This window comes from Chishuiella sp., assembly GCF_032109125.1.
In the GTDB taxonomy this organism is placed as follows: domain Bacteria; phylum Bacteroidota; class Bacteroidia; order Flavobacteriales; family Weeksellaceae; genus Empedobacter.
On sequence record NZ_DAMCLZ010000012.1, the window covers coordinates 73,045 to 85,309 of the forward strand.

11 protein-coding genes and 1 tRNA gene are annotated in these 12,265 nt (G+C 26.6%); 8 read left to right on the forward strand and 4 right to left on the reverse strand.

Features of this window, described 5'->3' with window-relative positions; all coding sequences use genetic code 11:
* Positions 1-237 precede the first annotated feature (237 nt).
* The 6 genes from RT575_RS12290 (at position 238) to RT575_RS12315 (ending at position 6,102) form a co-directional block, all read left to right on the forward strand.
* Positions 238-966, forward strand: a complete 729-nt coding sequence (locus RT575_RS12290) for a Cthe_2314 family HEPN domain-containing protein (RefSeq protein ID WP_313581229.1) — start codon at positions 238-240, stop codon at positions 964-966.
* A 192-nt stretch (positions 967-1,158) separates the two neighbouring features.
* Positions 1,159-2,841, forward strand: coding sequence for a glutamine--tRNA ligase/YqeY domain fusion protein (locus RT575_RS12295; RefSeq protein ID WP_313581231.1), 1,683 nt, complete (start codon positions 1,159-1,161; stop codon positions 2,839-2,841).
* Between the two features lie 179 nt (positions 2,842-3,020).
* Complete coding sequence (gene radC / locus RT575_RS12300; RefSeq protein WP_313385073.1) at positions 3,021-3,722, forward strand: RadC family protein; 702 nt, start codon at positions 3,021-3,023, stop codon at positions 3,720-3,722.
* Between the two features lie 30 nt (positions 3,723-3,752).
* Positions 3,753-4,982 (forward strand): polysaccharide deacetylase family protein, encoded by a 1,230-nt coding sequence (locus tag RT575_RS12305; protein ID WP_313581233.1) that lies wholly within the window; start codon positions 3,753-3,755, stop codon positions 4,980-4,982.
* Positions 4,979-5,851, forward strand: coding sequence for a hypothetical protein (locus RT575_RS12310; protein ID WP_313581235.1), 873 nt, complete (start codon positions 4,979-4,981; stop codon positions 5,849-5,851). Before RT575_RS12305 ends, RT575_RS12310 begins: the two co-directional genes overlap by 4 nt.
* 83 nt (positions 5,852-5,934) lie before the next feature.
* On the forward strand, positions 5,935-6,102 hold the full coding sequence (locus RT575_RS12315; RefSeq protein WP_313581237.1) for a hypothetical protein: 168 nt from the start codon (positions 5,935-5,937) through the stop codon (positions 6,100-6,102).
* On the opposite strand, the gene RT575_RS12320 is transcribed toward RT575_RS12315, so the two are convergent.
* From RT575_RS12320 to RT575_RS12335, 4 genes are read right to left on the reverse strand one after another with little or no spacing between them, the layout of a single operon-like run.
* On the reverse strand, positions 6,103-7,350 hold the full coding sequence (locus tag RT575_RS12320) for an oligosaccharide flippase family protein (protein WP_313581239.1): 1,248 nt from the start codon (positions 7,348-7,350) through the stop codon (positions 6,103-6,105).
* Entirely contained in the window at positions 7,343-8,980 is a 1,638-nt protein-coding gene (locus tag RT575_RS12325; RefSeq protein WP_313581241.1) for an asparagine synthase-related protein, read from the reverse strand. Before RT575_RS12325 ends, RT575_RS12320 begins: the two co-directional genes overlap by 8 nt.
* Positions 8,977-10,107 carry a glycosyltransferase gene (locus RT575_RS12330; protein WP_313581243.1) on the reverse strand — a complete coding sequence of 377 codons (1,131 nt, stop codon included), beginning with the start codon at positions 10,105-10,107 and terminating at the stop codon, positions 8,977-8,979. Before RT575_RS12330 ends, RT575_RS12325 begins: the two co-directional genes overlap by 4 nt.
* Positions 10,097-11,359: an oligosaccharide flippase family protein gene (locus RT575_RS12335; RefSeq protein ID WP_313581245.1), complete on the reverse strand. Its 1,263-nt coding sequence runs from the start codon at positions 11,357-11,359 to the stop codon at positions 10,097-10,099. The genes RT575_RS12330 and RT575_RS12335 overlap by 11 nt, the downstream gene beginning before the upstream one ends.
* Before the next feature lie 51 nt (positions 11,360-11,410).
* On the opposite strand from RT575_RS12335, the gene RT575_RS12340 reads away from it, so the two are divergent.
* Together RT575_RS12340 and RT575_RS12345 are read left to right on the forward strand one after the other, a co-directional pair.
* Entirely contained in the window at positions 11,411-12,106 is a 696-nt protein-coding gene (locus RT575_RS12340; protein ID WP_313581247.1) for a YjjG family noncanonical pyrimidine nucleotidase, read from the forward strand.
* Between the two features lie 83 nt (positions 12,107-12,189).
* Positions 12,190-12,263, forward strand: a tRNA-Arg gene (locus RT575_RS12345).
* Positions 12,264-12,265 lie beyond the last annotated feature (2 nt).

A 12,265-nucleotide genomic window follows, 5' to 3' on the forward strand; every position in this document is an offset into this window, starting at 1 on the left:
AAGGATTTCCACTACAATCACTAACGCAAGCATTACGGTTAAAACTTGTTAATATAACCCAAGTTTATCAACTCATTTTTATTTTTCAAAAGAAAAAAGATGACCATCTTTCAAATAGTAATTTTTGGTTGAAAGTTTTAGTACATGATTATAGTGATGGTCAGAAATTATGATATTTTTTGTTTTAAATTTATACAATGATTTCATAATATATTTGTATAAATAAGCTAAAATATTATGATAGAAAACTTAACTGAGCAAGAGGTAAAAAAATCTACTTTTAGAATTAAAGAATTTAATGGAATTAATTTATTATATAATAATGAAGGTAATTCAAGTTATATATTTGATTTTCATGGAAATATTTCCGATATTTTATTTAATCCTAATTCTGATGTTAGTTTAATAGAGCGGCATAAATTAAATAATTTAATAAAATGGAACTCCGAAATAACAATAAAAGTAATTCATTTAAAAAATACTTTTATTTATATGTCAACTTACTTAGATAGATATAATGCTTCAAAAAATTCTTCTGATTTACAATATTTTCGATACTTTGCTGAAGTAATATCATATTTTATAATTTCTATTAGAGATTGTATTTTACAGCTAATAAATTCATTTACAGGTGTTTTTATAGAGGAACGTAATGTGACTTTACCAAGGTTAAAAAATAAACTTGAAGGAAAAGAAGATTCTACAAGTTCTAAAATTTTAGAAGCTTTAAATGAATTTGAAAAAGAAACAAAAATATTTAGAGAAAAAATAAGGAATAGTTTTACTCATAGAACAAATCCATTTAATGGATATTATAAAACAAGTTTAACTGATAAAGGTTTAGAAATAAAAATAGAAGAAAATAAAACTGATGTTAGTAATGATGAATTTTATAGTAAATGTTTATTAACAATAAGTTCCTTAAGTAAATATATTGAAAATTTAAGAAAGATAATGTGTTGTTAAGTGTTTTATATCCAATTAATTTATATTATTTCTAAAATAGAAAAATAAATTTAATTATCGTTAATTTATTCTTTTCTGGTTCTGAAAACCAAACTTTCAATTTTATATATATTTCTTAAAAATAGAAGTATTTAAAATCATATCTAAATTAGTGATTTTTTGTACCTTTGCACACTCAATCGTAATTAAGAAATGGAAGAAGAAAAAAAATCATTGAATTTTATTGAGCAAATCATTGAAGATGATTTAGCGAATGGGATGCCAAAAGAAAATTTACGTTTTCGTTTCCCTCCAGAACCAAATGGTTATTTGCATATAGGACATGCAAAAGCAATCTGCTTAAACTTCGGTTTAGGACAGCGTTACAATGCACCTGTAAATTTACGTTTTGATGATACAAACCCTGAGAAAGAAGAACAAGAGTTTGTAGATTCTATTCGTGAAGATGTAAAATGGTTAGGTTTTGAATGGGCAGAGGAACGTTATGCTTCTGATTATTTCCAGCAGCTTTACGATTGGGCTGTACAATTAATCAAAGAAGGAAAAGCTTACATCGACGATCAAACATCGGAATTGATTAATGAGCAACGTAAAACTCCTTTCGAACCAGGAGTTAATTCTCCTTATAGAGATCGTTCTGTAGAAGAAAACTTAGAGTTATTCGAAAGAATGAAAGCTGGAGAGTTTGAAGAAGGTTCTCATGTTTTGCGTGCAAAAATAGATATGACTTCTCCGAATATGAATATGCGTGATCCAGTGATGTATCGCGTTTTAAAACGTTCACATCACCGTACTGGAGATACATGGAAAATGTATCCAATGTACGATTGGACACACGGAGAATCTGATTATATAGAAGGTATTTCGCATTCACTATGTTCGTTAGAGTTTAAAAATCACCGCGATTTATATGAATGGTATGCAAACAATGTAGAGTTACCAAATCAGCCTCAAAAACCAAAACAGCGTGAGTTTGCTCGTGGAAATGTTTCGTACATGATAACAAGTAAACGTAAGTTGATGAAATTGGTACAAGAAAATGTGGTTACAGGATGGGATGATCCTCGTATGCCTACAATTTCTGGATTACGTCGTCGTGGTTATACAGCAGAATCTATCAAGAATTTCTGGAACACAGCTGGTGTAGCAAAACGTGATAATGTATTGGATATTTCTTTATTAGAATTTTCGGTTCGTGATCATTTAAATAAAATAGCTCCTCGTGTTTTTGCAGTAATTGATCCTGTAAAAGTAGTGATAGAAAATTATCCAGAAGGACAGATAGAAGAATTGGAAATAGAAAACAATCCAGAAGATGAAAATGCAGGTTCTCGTATTGTTCCTTTTACAAGAGAAATCTATATAGAACGTGAAGATTTTATGGAGGAAGCTCCTAAGAAATTTTTTCGTTTGTCATTAGGAAACGAAGTTCGTTTAAAAGGTGCTTATTTCATAAAAGCAGAAAGAGTGGAAAAAGATGCTGATGGAAACATTACAACTATTTTTGCGACTTACGATCCTGAAACAAAATCGGGAAGCGGAACAGAAGCGTCTAAACGTAAAGTGAAAGGTACTTTACATTGGGTTTCTGGAACAGAAAATACACCAATTGAGGTAAGACAATATGATAGATTGTTTACTGTAGAATCTCCTGATGCTGAAAAAGATGTTGACTTTTTACAATTTGTGAATCCAGATTCTTTGGAAGTGAAACAAGGTTTTGGTGAACCATCTTTAAAAGAAGCAAAAGTTGAAGATAAATTTCAGTTTCAACGTATTGGATATTTTGCTTTGGATAGAGATACAACAGCTGAAAAATTAGTATTTAACAGAACAGTTACGTTAAAAGATACTTGGGCAAAAGTAAATAAGTAATTGTTTACGATTGATGCAATAGTGATTGCAGTGAAAATCCTTTTTCCTTAGAAAAAGATTGTAATGAAAAGCACGGTGCGAAGCAATTGCCCAAATAAAAATTAATAAAATATAATAAGCTCGAACAGAATATGTTCGAGCTTTTTTTATTATCTTTCTGATACCAAAATAATTACGCTATGACTACCTACTCAGAAAATAATAGTTCTATAAAAAATTGGAATGAAGACGATAGACCAAGAGAAAAATTGGCAACAAAGGGACGAAGTTCTTTGTCGGATGCAGAATTGCTCGCTATTATTATGGGAAGTGGAAGTAGAAATGAATCTGCAGTTGAGTTGGCAAAGAGAATTTTGAAATCTGCAAATAATAATTGGAATGAATTGGCAAAATATTCTATTACTGATTTGTGCCTTTTTAAAGGAATAGGCGAAGCTAAAGCAATTTCAATAATTACAGCTTTGGAAATAGGACGAAGACGTAATACGCAAGATGTTTTGGAGCGAAAAAAAATTTCTTCGAGTAATGATGCTGCAATTATTTTGCAACAACAAATAGGAGATTTACCCAACGAAGAATTTTGGATTATGTATCTGAACCAAGGAAATAGGATTATAAAAACAGAACAAATTTCGAGAGGAGGAATCACACAAACTTCTGTTGATGTACGGTTGATTTTTAAACGTTCATTGGAATTGATGGCTACAGGAATTATTCTTTCTCACAATCATCCGTCTGGGAATTTGGTACCTAGTGCAGCAGATAAATCCATTACACAAAAAATAAAAGAAGGAGCTTTGCTTTTGGATATTCAGGTTTTGGATCATGTGATTGTTTCGCAAAAGAATTATTATTCATTTGCTGATGAAGGATTAATTTAATTATCTTTAATCTTTATTGAATAGTTTATTTTGAACCAAACAGTTGTCATATTTACCGAAAAAATTACAAATAGAATTGAGTACATTTTCGATTTTATATTTTCGGACTTTCTAGGACTTAAATATGAAATAGTGATTTCTAAAAATATTTTTGACGAATACAATGGACCAAAAATTAATTTCTCTAATCAGTTTTTAGAGCATGAGATTAATTTTAATGTTGATGAAATTTTATTGGAAAATGATATTAGGACAACAACAAATTATTCGACTTTAAGTGAAGTTGGAAAATGTTTTTATTGGCTTTCTAGATATGAAGAATATATTGCAGAATCTTATTTGTTCGATGAACATCAACGTTTTTTAGGTTCAGATTTAGATTATTCAAAACCTATAGTTGATTTAATTTGTATGGAGATACAAAAGCAGATTTCTATAAAATATTCTCAACTTATTTTTAAAGAAAGAGTTTTTGAGCAAATAAATACGCATGATGTTGATTATGCTTGGAAATATTTGCATCATTCGCCTAAAATAAAAATAGGTTCTATTGCAAAAAAGCTCTTAAATGCTAATTTTAGAGAAGGCAAAAAACAAATTAATGTATGGTTGGGAAAAGAAAAAGATCCCTATGCTACATTTGATTATTTGAAAGATTTAGCTCGAAAATATGATGTAAAAACTGTATTTTTTTGGTTATTGGGAGATTATTCTACTTTTGATAAAAACCATGATTGGAAAAACAAAAATCAGAAAGAGTTAATAAATGATGTTGTTCGTTGGGCAACAATAGGAATCCATCCTTCATATGAGTCCAATAAAAATGTTAATTTATTGCAAACTGAAATAAATCGTTTGGAACTGTTGACGAATAAATCAGTAAAAAAATCTCGTCAGCATTTTATAAAACTTAATTTTCCACAAACATATCAACAATTGTTGAAAAGTGGAATAGAGGAAGATTATACAATGGGATTTGCAAATAGGATTGGGTTTAGAGCAGGAACTTCAACACCTTATAAATGGTTTGACTTATCAAGAAATGAACAAACATTGTTAATAATATATCCTTTTGTAGCAATGGATGTTACGTTGAGAAATTACATGAAATTAACAACTGATGAAGCTATAAATGAACTAAAGGAATTGAAGGATACAATTAAAAGTGTGAACGGAACGTTTATAACTTTATTTCATCAATCAAACTTGAATGAAGATTGGATTGGATGGCGAAAAGTATATGAAAGTATTTTTGAATGATAAGACAAGTTTCTCGACAAAAATTAGCAGTAGATAAGTATACAGATTGTTTAAAGAAATCTGTAAATTATCGTGTTTATGCCGAATTTTGGTATTTAGATACGTTGTTAGGAGAAAATTGGGATTGTTTGGTTTATAATGATTACGAAGCTGTAATGCCTTTACCTTTCGTAAGAAAATTTGGAATAAAATTTATAAATCAGCCTCTTTATTGTCAACAATTAGGTGTTTTTCATCGAGAAAATTTTTCTGAACGTATTTTTAAAGAATTTGAAAAGAGATTACATCGAAAATTAGTTCGTGCTTATAATTTTAATGAGGAAAATACAGCAATGTTTTCTCCGAAAGGTGAATTGAAAGTAAATCAAGTTTTGGATATTTCAAATTCTTACGAAGAATTATACGATAATTTTAGTTTGAATAGAAAGAGAAATATTAAAAATAATTCGTTTAATAAACTGAATATTGATCAATCTTTTTTTGATGTAGAATGGTATTTTGAAGCATTAGAAAAGTATTATGCTTATTCAAAAACAATTAATTTATCTCTTTTTAAAGAAATTATCAATAAAAATATACAACGAAAAAATTGTATACAATACTTTCTCTTTGATGAAAATAAAACAATTATTTCTTCTGTTTTTGTACTACATTCATCAGAGAGAATAATATTACTTAGTTCCGTTAGAAATAAAGATATAGAGCCAAAAGGTTCTTTTTCTTATTTGTTAAATTATATTATAAAAGATAATTGTAATCAATCTTTAATTTTTGATTTTGAAGGCTCAAATATCAAAGGAATACAAGATTATTATGCAAGTTATAATTCTGAAATAAGATATTATTGTAGTTATAAAAATTTTTTATGAAAAAAAATATTAAATTTAAAAATATAAATTCATTTTCAGTTATTTAAACAGTTTGAAGATGTGCGATAGATACTATTAAACTTATGAAATTATTAAAAAAAAGTTTTTGGCTTGGATTAGCAATAATATTCTTTAATAAAAGTTTTTTTCCTAATCAAAATACAGAAATTATAGATTATATAGCTCTAGCTATAATACTTACAAGTTTTTATTTTATAAATATGATTAGTTTCAAGAATAGAGATAAATAATTATATTTTCTTTAAATAATTATAGAATATAATTGCAGAGCAAAATCCCATTGTTATAAATGTAATTGCAAGAGAAATTGCTGCCCCTAAAATTTCATATTTAGGAATTAATAATAATCCTAAAACAAGCATAAGAAGAATAGAAGAGATAGATATTATCGAATTTTTTTTAGCTAAACCTACTGCAGATAATAAATTCCCATATAAATTCCTAAAACACATATTAAAACAAATTGCTGTAAGTATTATAAAGAAAATCCAACCATTGTTTGCGTAATTGCTTCCAAAAATAAATTTTAAAATAAAATCTTTTATAAAGAATCCTAAAATTAATATACTTAGAGAAAGAGGGATAAATAATTTGTAATAATTAGAAATATAGTAATTAAGATATTTTTTGTCGGTTGATTTTGATATTATTTTCGGTAAATCAGTTTGCATAAAAATCATAGGAAGAAACATTAAATTCATCGGTAGAATAATAGCAACTTTATAATTTGCAACATCTGCTTCATTTAATAATAATCCTATAATAAAAACATCAATCATAAATAATATTTCAGAAAAAAAATAAGTTATTGATGAGTTGAAGGAATAATTCCAAAATTCCTTCATATTTATTGTACTTATATTGCTTTTAAAAGATGAAAAAATCTTATTGTTATAAAAAAATAGAGATAACCAAGGAGTTATAGTCAGAGCTATTAAGTAGCCATATTTTCCGTATAGAAAAGTAAGAAATAGTAAAATACATAAACCAATCAAATTAATGATAATTGATATTGATGAAAATTTATCATTCCTATTTTGAATTCTATAGTAACATTGTATAAAACTGTAAAAATATGTTCCAAGCATTCTGATAGCAAAAAACAAAATAACCACCCAAATCATTTTATATTTAATCTCATAAAAATATGCTATAAAACAAAATAAAGCAATTAGAATAATTTGTTTTTTAAGACCAAGGAAAAAAATTGTTTGAGCTAATTTATTTTTAGCTTCTTCAGTTTTTTCTAAAGCACCAAACCGAAGTAAGCCTTGTATTGTTCCAAATCCGTTTAGTGTAATAAAAACTCCAAAAATTGATGCAATGATTGTAATTAAACCATAATCATCTTCAGATATCATATGAACAATAAAAATAACATTGATAAGACCAATGATTTTTTCGAGTAGAAAAGAAGAAAAAATGAGTAAACCTTTTCTATTATAAAAATCCTTTAAAAATGAAACAAAATCATTCACTAAAATAATTTTTTACAATTGATAAAACAGTTAAAGCAGTTGTTTTTTCGATAAAATCTCCATTATTGTAAGTGTTAATAATATCAAGTTTTAATTCTTCAGATTTTATTAAATGAATAGAATTTTCAAAATAAGAATCCATTTTTATTTTATGTTTATTATCCTTTTGGTAATAGTAACTATATGCAGTCATTTTACCAATGTTTGTTTTCTTTAGAATTCTATTTAATAATATATTATACGATCTTTTTACAAATTTATCACCAATTACAGTATTTCTTTTATGAGTAGGTTTTAGTAAAGTCCTTTCCCAAATATATTTTGTAGCATCTTTATGATATACATTTATCCAATCAATATATAATTCTTGATTGTACTTCCATTTTTCGGGTAAACTATGAAGAAATTTCAGAAAATTAGAATTCATGAAAGGAGAAGCTTGGTAAGAAAATTCTTCTGCCATGTATGAGCCAAGCACTGTTCTGTTATAACCAACGTTTCTTGTTAGAAATATTTCTTCGCTATCATAGTTAGAAATAATTTGATTGAAATCTTTTTCAAGCTTAGGAAAAAGGTCATTGTGAACAACAATTTTATTTTTGGTTGGAGGAGTTTTAAAACGATGTTTATTGAACATACCAAAGACTCCATCGCCCAATTGTCCACTATGAATTAATCCAAATCGGGTTTTATCAATAAATTGATAAGCATAATTGGTATGCAAAGCTCCTGAATAGATTCCTAAACCATGAGAAATATTAAATATTTCATCAATTTCAGAAATATATTCTCCTCCATTTAGATCTATAAAATGAAAAGGAACGTTGTAATCTTTTGCTATTTTTTTTGCTATTAATTCATCCCAATAATTCTTTTGTGAAAAACAAAACGCTTCATTAATGCAAAAGCCATTTTTTAAGGCTACTAAAAATGTCATTCTAGAATCTAAACCTCCACTAAGTAGAGCAAAAGTATCTTTTTTTAGTTCCTTATCTTTATTAAATTCTAAACAAACAGCTTCATTAAATAATCGATTAATCTCTTCTAAAGCTTCATTTTTAGATCCAATAAATTTATTATAATAATTATAATATGATTGAATGTTTGTGGTTAAATCTTTAATATTAATTATTAATAATTGTGCGTCATTTAGTTTTTTTATTTCTTTTATTGGAGTATAATCTTCTAATGTATTATCACAAATTAATAATTGATACATAGTAGAATTGTCTAAAGAAAAATATAACTTTTCTTTTTTCAAAGTTTTTGTCAATAGAATTAAACTTGTATCAATTACAATTATATTTTCTTGTTTATAATAAAATAGTTTTTTTGTTGCTGTAAAGTTTGTGAATGTGTATAATTTATTTTTAAGTTTATCATAAATAAATCCAACAAATTCACCTTCTAATTTGCTGATAAAATCAGTATCAAACAATTGATACAATTGATGTAAGTAATTGTTTTTTAAATTGTAATTATTGACTAGAAAAGTTTTGTTTAAAATAACACCTTCTAAACAAATTACAATTTCATTATCATCTATAAGATAGTTATCAAAATATTCATTTTTGAAGCGAATAGTATAAGAAACAACATTCTTTTCTATTTTTATTTGAAATCCTTTCATTGTAGCATTTTGTTATAAATGTCATTGTATTTTTTTGAAATGATAGATGATGAAAAATGATTAATAGCAAACTCATTTAGTTTAATACTATTTTCAAATTCTTTTCCATTAATTACTTCTTTCATAGCATCGTATAATTCATTTTCATTATTTACTAGAAAGCCAAAATTGTCAGGAAAAAATTCTGAAATTCCTCCAACATTTTTAGCAATTACAGGAATTCCACATGCAAATGCTTCTATTTGCACACAAGGTTGATTTTCGTAATTACTGAATAAAACAAAACAATCTACAGAATTCATTTTTTTACATACTTCTTGATGTTTTAATCGGTTAAAAACTTTTATACAATTTTGTAAATTATTTTTATTTATAAAATCTGATATGTAAGTAGAATTACCATTCCCTCCGATATGAAATTCGAATTTATAACCTTCATTATATAACTTTTTAGAAGTATTCAACATTGCTGAAATATTTTTTACTTTATCATCAAGATTAGATAAATGTAAAAATTTTTTAGGTTCATTATTTTTATTATTGCTGATTTTAAATAAATTAAAATTAACAACATTAGGAATTATTTCATACTTCTTCTCTTTTATTATTTTATTGATTTCATTCATCAAATACATTGAAACTGGAGAAATAAAATCAACTTTTCTAAATATATTTTTGATGAAGAATTGTTTATATGCTGATATTTTTTTGAAATTATTTTCATGTAATCCTGACCAATGTTCAGTTAAAAGAATAGGTTTTTTATACTTACTTTTCAGATATAATGCAACTAAGCCAGCAGGATAAATAACATTTAGATGAATAATATCAAAATTATTAACTAATGAAACTCCTTTTAAATAGGCTTTTATTTGTTTGATAAGATTAAATGGACGAAAAACAGATGGTTTAAAATAAATGATAATTTCTCGTATTCCTTTATTTGTTGAATCTAATATTTCATAATCCTTTTGTAAATTTTTATCCTTAACGGCATGAATAAGAGTTACGCTATTTAGTAAAGAGATAGCTTGGAGATGCCTTTGAATAAAATCTCCGTTATCTAGGAATATACGACTTGGATACCAAGAAGCTAAAGCAAGAATATGTTTTTTATTAGTTGTCAACTTTATTTTTATACCGTTTCAATTCTTTCATCACAAAAAATAATTGTATCAAATAACCAATTCCAGCAAAGAAAGAATAAAGAGATAACGTTAAAAGTAAATTTTTATTTAGTCCTCCAATTAAACAAGTTAAGAAAGTAATTAGAACCAAGTAGATATTAAAATAAAAAGCATAATGATTCTTTTTAATAACGACCACAATTTGCTGAATAGGATTTAGTGCAGAACGACATAAAATCCAGAAAGATAAAATCCATGTCATGATATGTAAACCTTTCCATGCAGGACCAAGAATCCATTCTAAAATAAAAACACCAATAAAATTCATTAATAATAAAAATACAGCAATAGCACCAACATTATATAAGATTACTTTTTTTGATAAATCATACAATTGATGTGCACGATGGTCAATCATTCCTGCTGATTTCTGAAAAAATACTTTCGACATAGAATTAGAAAGTAAAATCAAAGGAGTTACTAATACCTTTGATGCATTTCCATAAAACCCCACATCTTCTTTTAAAAAATAAAAAGCAAGCATTATAGTCATTAGGTTATTAGCAATTGCATTTAAAGATTCGGATGGTAAAGTATATTTTATTATCTCTTTATTTTCTAAAATAGTTTTTTTAGCAAGCCTAAAATCGATTGTCGAAAATCGACCTTTTGTTATCGAAAAATAATAAGCACAAGATAAAACAGTTCCGAATATAGTGCCATAAATAAGACCAGTTTCTTTATAGCCCATATAATAAAATATTGCCTGAAAAATAACAGAAAATATAGCGTTAATAACTAATCCTTGCGAAATATGTTTGAAAAATTTATATTTTGTAAACAATGATGTTTGTACATTATTCCAAGCAGTGAATAAGCCGGCTATACAACTAAGAAAAACAATAAAAAGAGAAGTTTTCAGTGTGAAAATATTTTCAATAATAGCATATCCTAAAAAAAATAAAGCAGTAGAAATAGCACTTACTAAAAGTAATGTAGTAAATAGATTTCGAATAGCTTTAGAAGATTTAGAGATAACAAAAATATTCTCTAAACGGAAAGTTGTCAAAATAGAAAGAATAGCAATAAAACTAAGAAAAGCATTGTATGTACCAGAAGACTCAGGACCATATAATCTTGCTAATGCCAATCCACCAGCAACCATTATTACTTGTGCCACAGTATTACCAGCTAATAAGGATAAAACCCCTTTAGCATTCTTTGTCTTAAATTTTTCTAATCTAGTTTTCAATTGATTTTTTATTGCTTAGCAAATCTACATAAAATCCTTAGCTTTGCATTTATGAACACAATAAAACACGTTTTTTTCGACTTAGACAATACACTTTGGGATTTCAGAAAAAATGCAAAATTAGCTTTAGAAAAATTATATATAAAGTACGATGTAGAGAAAAAGTATAACTTTACATTCGATCAGTTTCATCCTTATTATCATGATAGTAACGAAGGTTTATGGGCATTAATTCGTGATAAAAAAATTACAAAAGAAGAATTAAGAGCTCGTCGATTCAAAGAGGCTTTTGATAATTTAGGGATTAATAATGATGAGCTTGCGGCAATCTTTGAAGATGAGTACATGGAAACAATCACAAATTATAATGAGGTTGTAGACGGGGCAATGGAGTTATTAGAATATTTAAAACCAAAATATAAATTACATATTATTACAAATGGATTTATAGAAGTATCTAAAAGAAAGATAGAAACTTCTGATTTGAATGGATATTTTGATACCGTAACTTATGCTGATGAAATAAAAATATTAAAACCAGATCCTCGTATTTATACATTAGCTATCCAAAAAGCAAAAGCAAATGTAGAAGAGTCTATTTATATTGGAGACGATTGGATTGCTGATGCCCTTGGAGCAAAAGAATTTGGAATGTCATCAATTTTCTTTGATCGTTTAGATGATAATTTTTCACAAGAAGGAATTGCTACAATTACGCATTTAGACGAAGTAAAAAAATATTTATAAATTTTTTAAAAACTATTTTGAAATTTAAAAATAGTTCATATATTTGCAATCCAAAATAAGAACAATAGTTTTTTATTTCAAATGGCCGAGTGGCGCAACTGAATAGCGCACTTGATTACGGCTCAAGAGGTTACAGGTTTGAATCCTGTCTCGGTCACA